The sequence below is a fragment of the Dactylosporangium sp. NPDC050688 genome (assembly GCF_040654515.1).
GTDB lineage: Bacteria > Actinomycetota > Actinomycetes > Mycobacteriales > Micromonosporaceae > Dactylosporangium.
In genome coordinates this window covers 12,794-29,078 of the sequence record NZ_JBFAIC010000063.1, presented here as the reverse complement: position 1 = coordinate 29,078, position 16,285 = coordinate 12,794, and the positions used below count along the sequence as shown (strand labels likewise).

The 16,285-nt window shown below is 69.4% G+C and carries 16 protein-coding genes, 1 pseudogene and 1 riboswitch; of the genes and pseudogenes, 8 read left to right on the top strand and 9 right to left on the bottom strand.

Annotated features, from left to right (window positions below):
• Nucleotide 1: 1 nt before the first annotated feature.
• From AB0H83_RS40255 to AB0H83_RS40245, 3 genes are read right to left on the bottom strand one after another with little or no spacing between them, the layout of a single operon-like run.
• Complete coding sequence (locus tag AB0H83_RS40255) at nt 2-655, bottom strand: class I SAM-dependent methyltransferase (protein ID WP_360105096.1); 654 nt, start codon at nt 653-655, stop codon at nt 2-4.
• The gene (locus AB0H83_RS40250; RefSeq protein WP_360105093.1) at nt 652-1,902 is read right to left on the bottom strand and encodes a methionine adenosyltransferase; all 1,251 of its coding nucleotides are present in this window, start codon (nt 1,900-1,902) and stop codon (nt 652-654) included. Before AB0H83_RS40250 ends, AB0H83_RS40255 begins: the two co-directional genes overlap by 4 nt.
• A 24-nt stretch (nt 1,903-1,926) precedes the next feature.
• Complete coding sequence (locus AB0H83_RS40245; protein WP_360105199.1) at nt 1,927-2,826, bottom strand: radical SAM protein; 900 nt, start codon at nt 2,824-2,826, stop codon at nt 1,927-1,929.
• Between the two features lie 13 nt (nt 2,827-2,839).
• Between AB0H83_RS40245 and AB0H83_RS40240 the strand changes: the two genes are divergently transcribed.
• Nucleotides 2,840-4,483, top strand: coding sequence for a carph-isopro domain-containing protein (locus AB0H83_RS40240; protein ID WP_360105091.1), 1,644 nt, complete (start codon nt 2,840-2,842; stop codon nt 4,481-4,483).
• Nucleotides 4,480-5,445: an FAD-dependent oxidoreductase gene (locus tag AB0H83_RS40235; RefSeq protein ID WP_360105088.1), complete on the top strand. Its 966-nt coding sequence runs from the start codon at nt 4,480-4,482 to the stop codon at nt 5,443-5,445. The genes AB0H83_RS40240 and AB0H83_RS40235 overlap by 4 nt, the downstream gene beginning before the upstream one ends.
• Before the next feature lie 115 nt (nt 5,446-5,560).
• Here the strand turns inward: AB0H83_RS40235 and AB0H83_RS40230 are convergent, their stop codons facing one another.
• The 4 genes and pseudogenes from AB0H83_RS40230 to AB0H83_RS40215 form a co-directional block, all read right to left on the bottom strand.
• Complete coding sequence (locus tag AB0H83_RS40230) at nt 5,561-5,740, bottom strand: hypothetical protein (protein ID WP_360105205.1); 180 nt, start codon at nt 5,738-5,740, stop codon at nt 5,561-5,563.
• 82 nt (nt 5,741-5,822) lie between these two features.
• Nucleotides 5,823-6,029: pseudogene (locus AB0H83_RS40225) on the bottom strand (NUDIX hydrolase); the annotation flags it as partial.
• Between the two features lie 55 nt (nt 6,030-6,084).
• Nucleotides 6,085-6,807 (bottom strand): class I SAM-dependent methyltransferase, encoded by a 723-nt coding sequence (locus AB0H83_RS40220; RefSeq protein ID WP_360105085.1) that lies wholly within the window; start codon nt 6,805-6,807, stop codon nt 6,085-6,087.
• 130 nt (nt 6,808-6,937) lie between these two features.
• Nucleotides 6,938-7,168, bottom strand: a complete 231-nt coding sequence (locus tag AB0H83_RS40215; protein ID WP_360105082.1) for a hypothetical protein — start codon at nt 7,166-7,168, stop codon at nt 6,938-6,940.
• 27 nt (nt 7,169-7,195) lie between these two features.
• On the opposite strand from AB0H83_RS40215, the gene AB0H83_RS40210 reads away from it, so the two are divergent.
• Entirely contained in the window at nt 7,196-8,320 is a 1,125-nt protein-coding gene (locus AB0H83_RS40210) for a CHAT domain-containing protein (protein ID WP_360105079.1), read from the top strand.
• A 413-nt stretch (nt 8,321-8,733) separates the two neighbouring features.
• On the top strand, nt 8,734-9,588 hold the full coding sequence (locus tag AB0H83_RS40205; RefSeq protein WP_360105076.1) for a hypothetical protein: 855 nt from the start codon (nt 8,734-8,736) through the stop codon (nt 9,586-9,588).
• Nucleotides 9,589-9,632: 44 nt separating this feature from the next.
• Here the strand turns inward: AB0H83_RS40205 and AB0H83_RS40200 are convergent, their stop codons facing one another.
• Entirely contained in the window at nt 9,633-9,989 is a 357-nt protein-coding gene (locus tag AB0H83_RS40200; RefSeq protein WP_360105073.1) for a hypothetical protein, read from the bottom strand.
• A 151-nt stretch (nt 9,990-10,140) separates the two neighbouring features.
• Between AB0H83_RS40200 and AB0H83_RS40195 the strand changes: the two genes are divergently transcribed.
• From AB0H83_RS40195 to AB0H83_RS40185, 3 genes are all read left to right on the top strand, one after another.
• Nucleotides 10,141-10,647, top strand: coding sequence for a DUF664 domain-containing protein (locus tag AB0H83_RS40195; RefSeq protein WP_360105071.1), 507 nt, complete (start codon nt 10,141-10,143; stop codon nt 10,645-10,647).
• Nucleotides 10,648-10,744: 97 nt separating this feature from the next.
• On the top strand, nt 10,745-12,070 hold the full coding sequence (locus AB0H83_RS40190) for an NAD(P)/FAD-dependent oxidoreductase (RefSeq protein ID WP_360105068.1): 1,326 nt from the start codon (nt 10,745-10,747) through the stop codon (nt 12,068-12,070).
• Between the two features lie 78 nt (nt 12,071-12,148).
• Nucleotides 12,149-13,495: a reverse transcriptase family protein gene (locus tag AB0H83_RS40185; protein ID WP_360105065.1), complete on the top strand. Its 1,347-nt coding sequence runs from the start codon at nt 12,149-12,151 to the stop codon at nt 13,493-13,495.
• A gap of 83 nt (nt 13,496-13,578) precedes the next feature.
• On the opposite strand, the gene AB0H83_RS40180 is transcribed toward AB0H83_RS40185, so the two are convergent.
• Nucleotides 13,579-14,700, bottom strand: a complete 1,122-nt coding sequence (locus AB0H83_RS40180; RefSeq protein ID WP_360105062.1) for a glycoside hydrolase family 19 protein — start codon at nt 14,698-14,700, stop codon at nt 13,579-13,581.
• Between the two features lie 403 nt (nt 14,701-15,103).
• A riboswitch (cyclic di-AMP (ydaO/yuaA leader) is annotated at nt 15,104-15,247 on the top strand.
• Nucleotides 15,248-15,283: 36 nt separating this feature from the next.
• Between AB0H83_RS40180 and AB0H83_RS40175 the strand changes: the two genes are divergently transcribed.
• Nucleotides 15,284-16,273, top strand: coding sequence for a hypothetical protein (locus AB0H83_RS40175; RefSeq protein ID WP_360105059.1), 990 nt, complete (start codon nt 15,284-15,286; stop codon nt 16,271-16,273).
• Nucleotides 16,274-16,285: the final 12 nt, after the last annotated feature.

The following is a 16,285-nucleotide window of genomic DNA, read 5'->3' as shown; positions in this document are numbered from 1 at the left end:
CTCAGGCTCCTCGCTTGGTGGCGATCGGGACGAGGAAGTCGCGGGTCGGCTTCGTCCAATGCGCCGGGGTCTCGTTCGCCGGCAAGGTGTACGGACGTGCCTCCCAGGTCGCGAAGTGCCGGTCGAGGACGCGCCGCCGGACCGGGTCGAGCACGTTGCCGCTGTGGAAGAAGCTGAACCTGCCGCCGGGTCGCAGGCACGGCACGGCGACCTGCTCGACGAACTGCGCGAAGTCGGCATTGGCATGGCCGTCAGGCGGCCAGGTGTCGTACATGATCGCGTCGAAACCGTCCGCGGGCAGGTTCAGCACCTGCCACGGTTCGGTGAGGACGGTGGCTCGGCCGCCGAGCCGGGTGAGCACTCGTCGGTGGGTCAGTCTGGCAACGCCGTCGTGCGGTTCTACCGCGGTGTACGACCCGACGCTCGTCGTGGCGAGTTGCTCGGCGAAGACGCCGAGACCGAGCCCGATCTCCAGCACGTCGGATGAGGAGCTGCCGTCGGTGAGACCGGTGGCGTGGAGGCGCATCAGGTCCGCTTCGGCGAAGAACATGACGTACTGGCTGCCGATCCGGAGACCTTCCGAGTCGACGATCGCGGGCAGGCTCCGCAACGTGGCGACGTGGCGCTGATGGATCTCGGAGAGCTGCAGCGTCATCGGGGATCACCGCTGCGGAACCGGGTGAGCGGGTCGGTGGCCAGGAAACGGTCGGCGAACTGCGCTGCCTCGTCGATGCTGCTCCGGACGATCCGTTCGATAGCGGTTCGGGTGGCGGTGTCGACCGCTCGGTCGAGGGCTACAAGGACGTGGGCGGGTTCGGTCAGGCTCCCGCCGTTGCGTGCGGCGATGGTGACCTCGGCGTAGACGGATGTCTCGTCGAGGACGCGGCGGGCCGCTTCCGCGGTGACGGCGGTGTAGATCTTGCCGACGTGATGGACGGGGTTCTTGCCGGCGGGTGCCTCGCAACTCGCGGGACGGAGCGGCTCGATGGCACCGCTGTAGCGGTTGCCTCGCCCGACGGCTCCGCAGTCGCCCTTGCCGAGCGACGTCCCGAACGGCGCGAGGTAGCCGCGGCCCGGGGCGTCCTTGGTGTTGAGGTGCAGGGCGAGGTCGGTGATGTCGTGTGCTCGCGGGTCTTGGTCGAGCAGCGCCTTCAGCTCCGCGGACACCGCCGTCTGCGTCTCTGCCAAGGCGTCGCGGTAGGTGGCCCAGGAACCGACCGCTTCTGGATGAAACGGCACTGCGGCGGTCACGTCGAGCATTGAGCCGACCCGGACGACCATGACCTTGACGTCGGTGCCGATCATCGGACGCAGTTCACCGAGCCCGTTACCGGTGACGAGGCGTTCCAGCCGGATCGCGAGATCGGCGGCGAGTCCACGGCGGCCGGCGCCGACGCAGATCACCGTGTCATTGGCGACGGTCTCAGCGGCGAGGACCCGCGGGATGTCCGCGACGCCGGTCGGCCGGTAGAACGCCGGATCGTGGTCGACTGCTGTGCCCCGGGTGTTGTTCACGTGTAGGCGGATGTGGTCGAGCACGCGGGCGTCGCCCAGCGCGGCGGGCAGCACCTCGCAGGTGACCTCGCGGAACAGTTGCTCGATCGGCACTGCGGTGGCGCCGACCTGATCCGTGACCTTCCCGAACAGGTAGGCATCGACCGGCTTGTGGATGTCGAAGCCGCCGAAGCGGACGTCGGCCGCGGCGCCGACGAGGTTGACCTTGTCGACCCAGTGGTTCGGCACGGCACCGAACTGGCGCAGGCACCACATGGAGTACCGGCGGGAGAACGCGTCGGCGACGAGGTCGGCGAGGCTGTCCGGGTGACCGACGCCTTTGCGCTCGGCGGTGTCGAACGGGAGCCGGTCCGGGTCAGTGCAGGCGTGACGGACGGTGAGCTGCATGCTGAGGTCCAATCGTCCGAGGTTCTACAGGTCGTCGGCGTCGTTGGCCGGGTCGTTGAGCTCGGGCGGCTCGACGAGGTAGGACAGGCACTGCGACAGCACCAGCACCCGCTTGGCCGGGCAGGGCTGGTTCACCTGGGCCGGCTGGAATGTGCCGTCGTAGAGGTTGCCGTAGCCGGTGGGCACGGACGCGCATCGGCGGACGTCGCCGGTGACGGTCACCTTGAACGAGGTCACACCAGCGGTGCACGCCTGGCCGCGGAACGCGAGCATGCCGTCGAGGTACGGCCGGTTGAACGGGTACTCACCGGAACCGGCGAGCACGACGGCCTTCTGCTCCTCCGTGTAGCCCTCCGGGTACCGCACGCCCTTGTGCACGCCCTTGAAGACCTTGGCGCGTACGTGGTCGACGCCGAGGGTCTTCAGGCGGTCCAGGTCGGCCGCGAACCGGTCGAGCAGGGGCGGGTAGAGCACGTACAGGGCGGTCACGTCGAAGCCGTGGCGTCGCAGGATCAGATAGTTCTCCGCGTAGGCGTCCAGCTCCAGGCCGCGGAGTTCCCGTTCGGGCTGGTGGATCGCCGCGACGATCTTCGCCACCCGTGCAGGCGGGACCTGCTCGGCGAACGCGGTGATGTCCTTGGACGTGAGGTTGGTGTTGATGCTGATGTAGTGGTGGTCGGTCAGTCCCGCGCACAGCTCGACGAAGCCGGGAAACTCGAACGGCTCCCCGCCGGACATGTGCACCAGGCACACCTTGTCCAGCGCGTCGAAGCGCTGCACGACCAGCGCGGGTGGTGGCTCGTCGAGGTGCTTCTTGTTGAGGACGTGGCGAATCTGCGGGTGGCAGTATTCGCAGAAGAAGTTGCACCTGTTGGTCAGGTGCCAGTCGAACTCCCACTCCCAGGGTGGGGGTGCCTGGGTCATCGCCGAGGTACGCATGCCGGGTCTCCGCTCGCGTCGAGGCTGTCACCCGCCGGCGCAGCCGGAGGCGGTACGCCGGCGGGGTACGTCCAGCACATCCCGATCCGGGAGCTGCGGGGAGGCCATCAAACCGTCAAGAACGTCAATTGCGGCGCCCGTCGATCAATACAATCCGCTACCCTCGCGGTACCGTCAGTCGATCGCGGGAGGGTCGGTGGCCGCTCCGTCGGATCGCACCAACCACGCGATCGCTGCGCACCTGGCCGAGACGGGCCTGACGCCCCGAGGGCTGGCGCGTGAACTCAACCGGCTGTTCGGCGCGGGCACCCTGGCCGAGACCGCCCCCTACCACTGGCGCGACGCCGGCGGCGTACCGCGCAGCCCACTGCCAGCGCTGACCGCGTACGTCATCTCCCGCCGGCTCGGACGGGTCATCACCGCTCGTGACCTTTGGCCCGGGCACAACGAGGTCGCGGATGGCACGCTGGTACTCGAAGCCAGCGCCGGCATGGACGGACCGTGGGTACCCGCAAGCACCATGCGGATCGCGGAAGACTGGCTGCTGGGAGGGCTGGTGGACCGCCGACTGTTCCTGTCCGTCTCCGGCGCGGCCCTCGCCCGTGCAGTCGGGGTGTACCTCGACGCCCAGTTCGGCACCGGGTCCACCGGACTTCCCGCCACGTCGGCCGACGACCCGCTCGTCGACCAGATCGAAGCCAGCGTTCCCCGCCTGCAACTCCTCGACGACGAACGAGGCGGCGCCGCCGGCCTGAACTACGTCGGCGCCCAGATGCGAGCGGTGCTGCTTGTACTTCGCGACGGCGGGCACACCGATGGCGTACGTCGCCGGCTACTCCATGCGCTCGCCGACCTGGCCCAACTGGCCGGCTGGAAGGCCATCGACGCAGCCCAGCCAGGACTGGCCCAGCGATATCTTTTCACCGGGCTCCGCGCCGCCCACGAGGCCGGATACCGGGCGATGGAAGCACACATCCTGGCCGACCTGTCGTTCCAGGCCGCGTCACTCGGCGACGCGGGCGACGGCGTCGTGCTCGGCGAGGCCGCGTGGCGCGCCGCAGCCAGATCCGCTGCCAGCGTCCAAGCATCGGTGCAGTCGCGACTCGCCTATGCCTACGCTGCGGCCGGACGGCCACAAAACTGCGAGCGAAGTTGGCAGGACTCTCACGAACACCTCGCCCGCCGCCACACCGACCGCGACCCGCCGTGGATGTACTACCTCACCGCCAACCATCTCGACTGCCAGGCCGGATACGCCATGATCCTCGCCGGACGTCACGCGGTCGCCAATGGAGCCGGCGCGAACGGACGCGTACTGCTCCGCAAAGGCGCCGCCCTCCTGCGCACCGGCGCATACGCGCGGCGACCTGACGTCCCGTACCAGCGCCGTGCGCTGTACGAAGGTGCCTGGCTCGCCCTGGCCTACACCGCACACGGCAAGCTCGACGACGCGTGTGCGGTCGCCGAACTCGCCCTGCCCCGCCTGGGCCAGGTTCGCTCACCCCGCAGTACCGCCCTGCTCAACACCCTGGCAACCGAGCTACGCCGCCGCAAACGCAACCACACCGTCGGCGAGTTCCTGCCAGCGCTGGAGACCGCCCTCAGCAACCAGGCCATCGAACGACTACCGTCAACGCCGTGAACCAGGTCAAGCCTGACGCGATCGTGATCGGCGCTGGCGTCTCCGGACTGACCACCGCCATCTGTCTCGCCGAAGCCGGTGTCCACGTCACCATCTGGACGGCCGAGCCCACCGAGGAGACCACCTCGATGGCCGCCGGCGCGATGTGGGGGCCCTATCATGTGGAGCCGCTCGACCGGGTCCAGGCATGGGGCGCCGCCACGCTCGACATCCTGAGACGCCTCGCCGATGACCTGGGCACCGGGGTACGCCTCGTCTCCGGCATCGAGGCCGCACGGGAACTGGTCGACCCACCGGCCTGGGGCGGCCAACTCGACCGATTCCGTATGTGCGCAGCGGATGAGCTCCCGCCTGGGTTTGCCGCTGGCTGGCGGTACACCGCGCCGCTCGTGGACATGCCGACCTATCTGGGATATCTGCGACGGCGGCTGGCCGACGCTGGCGGTCACATCGAGCGGCGACGGGTCACGGCCTTCACCGAGGCGGTCGCCGAGGCGCCGGTCGTCGTCAACTGCACGGGCATGGGTGCACGCGAACTCGTGCCCGACCCGGACCTCTTTCCGATCCGCGGACAACTCGTCGTCGTTGAGAATCCGGGACTCACGGAGTTCTTCTCCGAGGACACCGGCTCGTCGCCTGACCTGCTGCACTACTACCCGCACGGCGACACCCTTGTGCTCGGCGGCACCGCGCAAACGAACGCGTGGAGCCGCGAACCTGACCCCGAGGTCGCGGCCACGATCGTGCGCCGATGCGGCGAGGTCGAACCTCGGTTGCGCGATGCGCGGATCATCTCGCACCGTGTCGGTCTTCGACCCACCCGGGAACAGGTCCGTGTCGAAAGCCAGGAGCTGTACGGGGGCCGCATCATTCACAACTACGGTCACGGCGGCGCCGGTGTCACCCTGTCGTGGGGATGCGCCGCCGACGCAGCCGCTCTCACGATCGCCGCACTGGCTTGAGACTGCCGACGTGATCACCCACAACGCCCAGCGCTGGTGCCTGTGACGCGGTGTCCGCCCCGTCTGCACCTCGAACTACCGAGCCGCGCGGACCGGTAGCCGTAGCCCAACGCCGTCAATGCGGGTTCGGGGTGATCGCGTCGATGAGGGCGGCCCAGTTCGTCTCGATGAACACCTTGACGGTTGCCGGTTTCAAGTCGACCGGCAGGATGCCGTCCATGCCGAGCGCCACCCGGTCGAGGTCGTAGCCGCCGCGGCCGGGTTCGAAATAACTCCGGCCCGTGGCGCCGGTCAAGGTCCAGGTGCAGCAGGCGGCACACGAAGAAATGCTGCACGGTGACGCCCGCGTCTCCGGCCAGTCCGGAAACTTGGAGCACCGGCTGCACGTCGCTGACCTCGGCGCCGAGTTCCTCCCGCAGTTCCCGGACTATGGCCTGCTCCACCGACTCGTCGGTGGGTTCGACCCCGCCGCCAGGGGTTGTCCAGTATGGCTCGAGGCCTGGCCTTGTTCGCCGGATTAGCAGCAGCCGCCCGCTGTCGTCGATGAGGATGGCACGCGCCGCGCGCCTGACCACCCCCGTCATCGAAGGCTTCCCGCACTGACCGGCGAAGCCGTCTGACCGGCCGCCTGTCCATGGCTCATCGCGATGCAGTGTCGGGCCGACGCTCAGCGGTGTACAGCGCGGTCACGTAATGATCGATCACCATGGCATCGGGCTGGCCGGCGACCACGTCGGCCACACCGTCGAGTAACGCCTCACGCCGGACTTCGTCGAGCTCACGCACGTTCGGGAAGGTGCCCCACAGCCCGCGTGCGCCGGTCGGCGTCAGCGGGTGGTCCCAGCGGATCGTCTCCACCTCGACCGGCCCGAACCGGCCACCGGACTCCAGCTCCGCTGTCCGCTCGGCGACCCGCATCGGCGCCGGCACCTCTGCCGGGTTCCGCCGCTCGTCAGGCATCCACCGCCGGTACAGGCCGTCGAGTTCGGCGCGCCAGGCCGGGGGACGATCCGGATCGCCGAACACGGTCCACCACACCGCCAACCACCCACCCGGCCGGACCAGCTCTGCCAGCCGGCGCACCGCGACTTCCGCGTCCAGCCAGTGCAACGCCGTCGCGCACACCGCCAGATCGAACTGCCCACCGGGCACCCCCACGGTGGCGAAGTCGCCCTGCACCACTGTCACGTCGTGGCCGGCGAGGTTCGCCCGCAGCTGGGCCGCCAGCTTGGCGCCCAGCTCCACTGCCACCACCGACGCCCCTTCGGCAACCAAACGGGCGGTTACCTGCCCGGTCCCGGGCCCGACCTCCACCACTCGGGCGCCGGGCCGCAGCCCGCAATCGGTGAGGACCTCGAACACCCGCGGCGGGTATCCCGGCCGCGCGGCCTGGTAGTTGTCTGGGTCCTCGTCGAAGCTGCGCCGACGCCGCGCTTGTCGTTCGTCGTCAGCCACAGCCGCCCAACCTACCTGAGGCCGGAAACACTCCCTGTCACGCCGCGCACCAGCGCCGGCACCTGCGCGGCAAGCCCGTGGTCCTGATCTGGGACGGACTGTCCGCACATAGTCCTGTGAGCAGCGGCTTGGCCGGGTTCTTGCCCAGATACGCCAACCATGCGACGAGCAGTGCCGCGACCGCGATGACGACGATGAACAGCAGGGTCGGCGTGAGGCCGGTCGCGGCGGCCAGCAGGCCGACCGCTCCGCCGGCCGCCGCGAGCACGATCCAGGCGGATAATCCTCGTAGGCTGTGTTCCGCCCCGGGTTTGATGGCGCTGGCGACGGCGACCGGCGACCGGCGACCGGCGACCGGCTCGACCACGTCAATTTAGAGGATGCCTTGCCCACACCCGATTACCTGCGCGATCAGCTGGCGAGACTGAAGAAGGAAGAAGCCGATCTTGCGGATAGCCAGAGCAAGGAACGGGACACCGCCGCGAAGCTTCGAGAAAAGGCGGCAGCGAAGGCCACGCAAGCCGGGCGAACAAGGAGCGCATCGTCCGTGACGCGGCTGATCAATGAAGCCAACCGGGCGGAGCGCGACGCCGTAAAGCACGACGAGAAGTCTGCCGATCTTGGGAAGAAGGTTGCCGCGGTGACGAAGAAAATTGCCTCCGTGTCGCGTGCACTGACTCAAGCCGAGCAGACCGCCGCCAGGTCCCGCGACCGCGGTGACCAGCAGCGACGACGAGCCGAACTCCAGCACGCCCGCCAACTCGCAGCACTGTTGAACCCCTCGCCTCAGCCGCCCGCGTCGCCGAAGCCGGAACCCCTGCGGGTCGCCTACCTCACGGCAAGCCCGGAAGGTGAAGAACTTCTGCGCGTTGATCGGGAGGTCCGCGAAGTCCGGGAAGCCGTCAAGCGGGCCCTCCACCGCGATCAGGTAGTACTGGAGTCCTGGCCGGCGGCCACGTTCGACGACCTGTTCAACGCACTCAACGACCAGCGTCCCCACGTGATGCACTTCTCGGGCCATGGATCGCCCACAGGCCTGTTCTTCGACGGCACCGACACCACCGACCCGGACGGCGTAGACGTCGACTTCAGCATCCTGGCGCGCCTGCTGAAGGGCACCGACCGGCCGCCGACCTTGCTGGTGCTCAATGCGTGCGAGTCGTACGAGGGGGCCGAAGCACTACTTGACGCCGTACCGGTCGTAGTGGCGATGGTCGACGAGATCAGCGACATCGCCGCGAAGGCGTTCGCGATCAAGTTCTACGCCGCGATCGCGAGCGGTCAGTCCCTTGCTTCCGCCCTCGTCCAAGGGCAGACCGCGATCGAGTTTCTCACCGGTGAGGGCAGCACCCCGGAAGTACTCACCCGGCCTGACATCGACCTCCAGAACGTCGTCTTGGTGACACCGTCGCCGGTCTAACGTCGCACCATTCGATCGGCCTTCCGTCCGGACGCAGGCTGGCCATGCAACGGCCATGCGGACGGACACAACTCGAACGCTGCTCAAACAGACGAGCGACCGTCGAGCAATACAAATCCACACTGGACTATCAGCCGGTCTAATTTGCGCTGCTCAGATGGCATCTCGCGGTCCGAGCACGACCGAAACCTGACGATTAAAAGTCCGCAGCTCTGCCATTGAGCTAGCAGCCCGCGGTGAACAGCGTACCGTTCGCCGGGCCGTCGGCCGTATCGACTTACCGCTGCGATGCGTCTGTGCAGCTCAGCAGGGTTGCGCGTGGTCTCGGCGGCAGGGGGTGAGGGTGCGGGCGCCGGGGGTCCGGGGCAGGTGATCATGGTCTGGGCGCGGTAGTGGGTGAGAAGCTGTGCGGCGTGGCGGTGACGGAGGATGCCGAGGAGACGATCACCGGGGAGTTGCGGCTCCTGGCGATGTTGCTCGGGGCGGTGCTCGGGACGTGGATCGCGTGGACGAGCCCGCAGCACGGGCAGGAGCCGCGGTGGGTGCTGTTCGCGGTGCTGGCGGCGGTGCTCGGGGCGGCCAGCGGGGAGGCGTTCGGGTTCGGGGCGGCGCGGTGGCGGGATCTCGGCACGGTGCACCGGGTCCGGCTGTTCCACGTGATGCACCTGGTGCTCGCGTCGGTGGCGGTGGCGATCGGGCTCGTGGCGGCCACCCCGTACGTGCTGGGTGAGCAGGGGCTTACCAGTCGCGGGCTGGCGCTGTCCACGATCGCGATCTGCGGGGCGTTGCCCTCGGCGGCGACGTTGGGGGCGGTCCAGCGGGTGGCGCGGCGCAGGATTGACGGCACGCCGGGGCAGCAGCTCAACACGCTGCTCAGCCTGCGGCGGCTGGTGAGCCGGCTGCTGAACCAGCTCGGGTTTCTGGTGCTGCTCGTCACGCTGGTCAACGGGGCGGCGACCGGGTGGGGTGCGGAGCTGCCGAAGGCGGCCGTGCTGTTCTCCGGGGCGGTCGCGTCGTTCGTCGTCGGTGTCATGTACGTCCCGGCGAGCACCACCCTGCGCCGGCGCTGCGCGTTGTTCGTGGACCGGCACTTCCCGCTGACGGACGTGGCGCTGGAGGACCTGGTCGACAAGGCGGAGGAGCGCGCGAAGCTGGAGAAGCTGCTCGGCATCGACCAGACGACGTTCGGGGAGCTGCGCTCGGGGCTGGTGATCATCAGCCCGTTCGTGGTGAGTGCGCTCGCCGCGATCATCCCGACGAAATTCTGAGCAGCACGAAAAAGGGGCCCCGGAGGGCCCCCATTTCACAGATGTCAGTTCGAGGCGTACGTGCCCTCGGCGAACGCGGCGTCGAAGCGGGCCTGCAGCGCGTTGAGCTCGTGGAACTCGCTGGCGTTGTAGGACTCGGAGCCCTCGGCGGCGAACACGCTGTCGGTCTCGGCGGCCGAGTGGTCGTACGAGGTGAAGTCCGACTCCTCGTAGTGCGAGCCGTCCGCGCCGGTGTACTCGACGTGGTGGCCCTGGTCGAAGGACGTGGACTCGGCGGCCGCGTGGTCCTGCTGGAACACGCCGAACTGCGACTGGTAGTCCTCCTGGCTCGCGTCGACCTGGTGCAGCTCGTCCAGCGCCTCGTGCTGCTCGCCGGTGGAGAAGTCGCCGTACTCGCTCATGTCATTTTCCCCTTGTCGTGGAAGCTGTCGTGAAAGTCGTTGTGAAAGCTACGTTTTATGTGGTGTGCGGTGCGTTCTTGCGATGTGCTGAACACTACGGGCCCTGGCGGAGGGTCAAATCCCGAAAACGTGCCACGAGGAGAAGAGCCGGATGCGGGTGAACGAACTGCTGGTCGAGGGCTACGGGCGGTTGCCGGAGCTGGTGCGGGGCGCGGTCGAGGGGCTCAGCGCGCAGCAGCTGACCTGGGCGCCGACACCCGGCGCGAACACGGTCGGCTGGCTGGTCTGGCACCTCACGCGGGTCCAGGACGGGCACGTCGCGGAGCTGATCGACGGCGCCGAGCAGCTGTGGGTGACGGGCGACTGGGCGGGGCGGTTCGGGCTGGACCCGGACCCGGGCAACACCGGCTACGGGCACACCGCGGCGCAGGTCCAGCTGGTGCGGCCGGACGGTCCCGAGGCGCTCGTCGGGTACTTCGAGGCGGTGTCGGCGCGCACGCTCGAGTGGCTGGCGACGCTGACGGAGCAGGACCTGGACCGGGTCGTCGACGAGGCGTGGGACCCGCCGGTGACGCTCGGCGTGCGGCTGGTCAGCGTCCTGGGCGACGACACGCAGCACGTGGGCCAGGCGGCATACGTACGAGGGCTCATTCCCTGACGTCATCGGCGCAAACGTCATGGAGGACACAGGGCCGGCACCGCGATGTGGTGGTGTACTTGATTTGCACGATCCACACCCTGATCGGGAGATACAGATGGACGAGCGTGCACAAGGACGTCACCGCGTCGTGGTCGTCGGCGCCGGGTTCGGTGGGCTGTTCGCGACGAAGGCGCTGAAGAACGCGCCGGTCGACGTGACCCTCATCAACGGCACCGCCCACCACCTGTTCCAGCCGCTGCTGTACCAGGTGGCGACCGGCATCCTCTCCGAAGGGGAGATCGCGCCGCCGATCCGGGAGATCCTCAAGCGGCAGCGCAACGCGAAGGTACTGCTGGGCACGGTCACCGAGGTCGACCCCGAGGCGAGGACCGTCACCGCGGTCGCGCCCGGGACCAGCTACACCGTCGAGTACGACTCGCTGATCGTCGCCGCGGGCGCGTCGCAGTCGTACTTCGGCAACGACCGGTTCGCCGAGCACGCGCCGGGCATGAAGAGCATCGACGACGCGCTGGAGCTGCGCGGGCGGATCTTCGGCGCGTTCGAGCTGGCGGAGCTGGAGACCGACCCGGCCGCGGTCGAGCGGTGGCTGACGTTCGTCGTGGTCGGCGCCGGCCCCACGGGGGTCGAGATGGCCGGCCAGATCGCCGAGCTGGCGCACCGGCACCTGCCCGGGCAGTACCGCAACATCAACCCCAGGCAGGCGCGCATCATCCTGATCGACGCGCTGGACACGGTGCTGTCGAGCTTCGGCGACCACCTGTCCACGAAGGCGCTGCGCCAGCTGCACACCATGGGCGTCGAGGTCGAGCTGGGCACGAAGGTGGTCGACGTCGACGAGACCGGCATCGAGGTGGAGACCCGCAACGGTCGCCAGCGCATCGAGTCGATGACGAAGATCTGGGCGGCGGGTGTCTCGGCGCCGTCGCTGTCGACGCAGCTGGCGAAGGCGACGGGCGCGACCACCGACCGTGCCGGGCGGCTGGAGGTCAACCCGGACTGCACCGTGCCGGGCCACCCGGAGATCTTCGCGGTTGGCGACATGATGGCGCTCAACCGGCTGCCGGGCGTCGCGCAGGTCGCGATCCAGAGCGGCCGGCACGCCGCCGGGCAGATCAAGAAGCGGCTCGCCGGGCAGCCTGACGGGCAGCCGTTCCAGTACTTCGACAAGGGCAGCATGGCGACGATCTCCCGCTTCTCGGCGGTGGCGAGCGTGGGCAAGCTGCACTTCTCGGGCGTCATCGGCTGGCTCATGTGGCTCGCCGTGCACCTGCTGTACCTGGTCGGCTTCAAGAACCGGGTCACCGCGGTGCTGCACTGGTTCGTCAGCTTCATCGGCCGTGGCCGCTCGGAGCGGGTCGCCACGTTCCAGCAGGTCTTCGCCCGGCGCGCGCTGCAGGAGTACCGACAGCACCTGCGGTAGCGGCTATCGTGGCCGGGTGGCAGCGTGTCCCGAGCAGACCAGCGATGGTCGCTCCGGGGTAACCCCGGGGACGCAGGATTGAGCACGGCAGCGCATCGCCGGCGCGCCTCCGCGCTTCGCGCGACTCGGCGCAGGCACGACCGGGACTCGTCGGGGCACGCTGCCCGCGTCGTCGCCGGCGCGCTCGCCGACGCCTTCCTGACTGTCGAGTGGGCGCGGGGCCCGCTGCTCGAGGTGGGCCGCGAGGTGCTGGGCCGCCGGCCGCGGTGGCTCGGCCCGGTCGTCACGGCCGTCCTGCGGGCCTACCCGGAGGCGCCCGCGGACCGGCCCCGCGAGCTGGCCGAGCTCATCAGCGTGCCGTCCCGCCAGCCGATCCGGGTGTGGCGGGCGACCGCGACCCGCACCGTCCGGCAGCGGTGGGACTCCCCGCGCATCGACGACCTGGCCGCGCTCGCGGAGTTTCTCGACGTGACCCCGGACGAGCTGGACTGGTTCGCCGACCGTCGCGGGATCAACCGCAGGCACGGCGACCAGAGGGTGCGGCACTACTCGTACACCTGGATCGGCGACAGACTCGTCGAGGCGCCCAAATCCCGGCTCAAGGCGATGCAGCGCCGCGTGCTGGACGAGCTGCTCGGGCCGTTGCCGGTGCACCCGGCCGCGCACGGGTTCGTCCCGGGGCGCTCGGTGCACACGTTCGCCGCGGCGCACGCCGGGCAGGCGACCGTGGTGCGGCTGGACCTGCGCGGATACTTCTCCAGTGTCACCGCCGGCCGGGTGTACGGGCTGTGGCGCACCGCCGGCTACCCGGAGCCGGTCGCGCACGCCCTGACTGCGCTGTGCACCACCGCGACCCCGCACGCCGTGTCGCGGCGCATCGAGCACCGCACGCCGCACCTGCCGCAGGGCGCGCCGACCTCGCCCGCCCTGGCGAACCTGGTCACGTTCCGGCTGGACCGGCGCCTCACCGGCCTCGCCGCCAGGTTCGGCGCGACGTACGGCCGCTACGCCGACGACCTGGCGTTCTCCGGCCCGCTGTGGCAGCCGGCGCGGCTGGTGGCGGCGGTGACCGCGGTCGTGGCCGACGAGGGGTTCCGAGTCAACCCGGCGAAGACCCGGGTGCGCGGGCGCGGTGACCGGCAGCGGCTCGCCGGGCTGGTGGTCAACGAGCGGCCGGCGGTCCCGCGGGCCGACTACGACCGGCTGCGCGCGGTGCTGCACAACGCGGCCCGCGACGGCCTCGACGCGGCGAACCGCGACGGGCATCCGGACTTCGCCGCGCACCTCACGGGGCTGGTGGCGTGGGCGTCACACGGGCACCCGGCCCGGGCCGCGCGGCTGCACCGGCTGCTGCGCGCGGCAATCAGCCAAAGCGCGGTAATCAGCCAAAGCTCGACAATCGAACAAGGCTCGGCAATCGGATAGCGCACGGCTGCCGGGGAGCTGGCAGCAAGAAGGGCGCCCCACTCCCCGGGACGCCCTTCTGGTCCTTGCGCGTCAGCGCGCGTTCAGCAGCTCAGCGAGCCCGGCCCGACCCCCACCCCGAGGATGCCGACGAAGCGCTGGTACGCCGCCACCCGGCTCTGCACCTGCGCCGGGTTCCGGCCGCCGCACTCGAGGCTGCCGTTGATGCTGCGGATCGTCTCGCCGAACCCGGCGCCGTTGACCATCGCGTTGTGCGGGGTCATGGTGCCCGGGCCGCTCTGCGTGTTCCAGTACCAGAGCGCGGTCTTCATCGCGACCGCCGGGTCGGTCTGCACCAGGTTCGGGTTGCGCAGCAGGTCGATGCCGAGGGCGTCACCGGCGGCCTTGTAGTTGAAGTTCCAGCTGAGCTGGATCGGCCCGCGGCCGTAGTAGGCGGCCTGCCCGGCGGGGCACCCGTACGGCTGGCTCAGGTCGCAGTAGTGCGGGTAGTTCGCGGTGTTCTGCTCGACGATGTGCACCAGCCCGCCGGTCTCGTGGTTCACGTTCGCGAGGAACGCCGCCGCCTCCTGCTTGCGGGTGGCGTCGCTGCCGGTCTTCGCGAACGCCGGGTACGCGTTCAGTGCCGCGACCAGGCCGTTGTACGTGTAGAACGGGTTCCTGTTCGGGAACATCTGGTTGAACTGCGCCTCGCTGACCACGAACGCCCCGTTCGACGGCGGGTTGGTGGTCGGGTTGTTCGGCGGCGGCGTCGTGCTCCCGCCTCCCCCGTTGCAGGTGTACGGATCCCAGTACCAGGTGCTGATCGTCGGGCTGTACCCCGGGTTGTCGTGCTCGGCGATGTAGTACTTGCCGTCGGTGAACTTCACGATGTCGCCGGTGACGTAGTTGCGCCCCTGCACCCACGCCGGGAAGCTGCACCCGCCGGCGGACCCGGTCTGCGTCGGCGGCTGCGGGGTGCTCCCGCCGCACGCGCCCTGGTCCTGCCAGACCCCGCTGGTCCCGGGCGGCGCCTCGTTCTGCGTCCACCACTTGGCGAGGAAGTTGCGGCCGTTGTGGGACACGGTCGCGCCGCCGGTGTAGACCGCCGACGACTGCCACGCGGCCGCGCAGCTGGCCGCCGACGCGGGCAGCATGTTGAAGACCGCGACGACCCCACCGGCGACTGCGGTCGCGGCGAGCATCGCCAACAGGCGCACTCTGGACACCAGATCACTTCCGTTCACATCGACTGCTGTACGCCCATCCGACCAGGCGGGCCCGGCCGGAGCAGCGAACAACATCGAATAATGAACAACCTTTACGGTTTCCCTAAGCTGCCGTGCCCGGGCGGCGCCGGCACGGGCGGGAGCCGGTTCGATGGTGACGGTGCGCGATCGGCGAGTTGCGGAGAACAACCAGGTCAGGCGGGGTATTACCGCAAACGACCAAATGATTTCGTGATTTGCGTCACGTGTTTTTCTTTCCCCCGACTTAGGCGACCTGCTGAGATGCCACCGTGTCGCGAGGTGGGTCACAGCGGCGGACAAGCCGTGCGCTGCGCGGGCTGATCGCCCTGAGTAGGCTGGCCTTCGGTCTCGTCCGACAGGGCACCGCCCCCCGCGGTGCCGGACGCGACTGCCGCCTAATCGCCGGCTCGACACCGGCGAATCGGGGACCCAACCGTAACTGGGGTGAATCTGCGGGTGACCGCGGTAGGGATCGTTCCGTCCCGAACCCGTCAGCTAACCCGGTCGGCGGCCGACGGAAGGAACAACGAGCCAGATGTCTTCACGACATCCCGGTCGGCGGATGCTCGCCGTCCTGATGACGGCCGCCGTCCTGCTCGGGATGGCCGCCATGCCGGCCGCCGCCGAGCCGGGAGACGACACCGGCGACGAGGGGTCCAACGCGACCCTCGCGCAGGTCCTCGACCAGAGCACCCGTGCCTGGATCGAGGCGAAGGACAAGTACGACGCCTCGATCAAGCACCAGGCCGAGCTGACCGCCAAGCTCGCCACGACCGAGGCCGACCTCGCCCGGGTCACCGAGCAGGTGTCCGCGATCGCCGTCGCGGCGTACCGGACGGGGCCGCTGACCACGTTCATGGCGCTGATGGACTCGGGCAGCCCGACCGGGTTCGCCGAGCGGGCCGGCTCGATCGACGAGATCGCCCACCACAACGACAACCTGCTGCGTGAGCTCAACCAGCTCCAGAGAGACCAGAAGGCGCAGAAGGAGGCCCTCGAGGCTGAGGTCAAGCTCCAGCAGGAGCAGGTCGCGGTGATGGCCGCGAAGAAGAAGGAAGCCGAGAAGGGGCTGGCCCAGGCGGGCGGCCCGAGCAACGGCTTCGTCTCCGCCAACCTGCCCCTCGCCCAGCCCTCGCCGCGCAACGCGAGCGGCGGCTGGTCGTCGGAGTCCTGCAAGATGGATGACCCCACCACCTCGGGCTGCCTCACCCAGCGCACCCTGCACGCGATGCGGCAGGCGCAGGCGGCCGGGTTCAAGCGGTTCGTCTCGTGCTACCGGCCGAGCGGGCCGTACGAGCACCCGAAGGGCCGCGCGTGCGACTTCTCGGTGCAGGCCAAGTCCGGCTTCGGCGGGGTCGCCGCCGGCGAGGACAAGGTCTACGGGGCCAACCTGGCGACCTACTTCGTCAAGAACGCGGACCGGCTCGGCGTCATGTACGTCATCTGGTTCAAGCAGGTGTGGACGCCGGCGGTCGGCTGGCACCACTACAGCGGCGTCGGCGGGGACCCGTCCAGCGACCACACGAACCACGTACACCTGTCGATACTGTAAGAACCTCACATC

Excerpts from the sequence above, each read along its gene's own strand:
- AB0H83_RS40255 (WP_360105096.1), bottom strand. The coding sequence starts at position 655 with ATGACGCTGCAGCTCTCCGAGATCCATCAGCGCCACGTCGCCACGTTG.
- AB0H83_RS40250 (WP_360105093.1), bottom strand. The coding sequence starts at position 1,902 with ATGCAGCTCACCGTCCGTCACGCCTGCACTGACCCGGACCGGCTCCCG.
- AB0H83_RS40245 (WP_360105199.1), bottom strand. The coding sequence starts at position 2,826 with ATGACCCAGGCACCCCCACCCTGGGAGTGGGAGTTCGACTGGCACCTG.
- AB0H83_RS40240 (WP_360105091.1), top strand. The coding sequence starts at position 2,840 with ATGCCGGGTCTCCGCTCGCGTCGAGGCTGTCACCCGCCGGCGCAGCCG.
- AB0H83_RS40200 (WP_360105073.1), bottom strand. The coding sequence starts at position 9,989 with ATGAGCGAGTACGGCGACTTCTCCACCGGCGAGCAGCACGAGGCGCTG.
- AB0H83_RS40195 (WP_360105071.1), top strand. The coding sequence starts at position 10,141 with ATGCGGGTGAACGAACTGCTGGTCGAGGGCTACGGGCGGTTGCCGGAG.
- AB0H83_RS40190 (WP_360105068.1), top strand. The coding sequence starts at position 10,745 with ATGGACGAGCGTGCACAAGGACGTCACCGCGTCGTGGTCGTCGGCGCC.
- AB0H83_RS40175 (WP_360105059.1), top strand. The coding sequence starts at position 15,284 with ATGCTCGCCGTCCTGATGACGGCCGCCGTCCTGCTCGGGATGGCCGCC.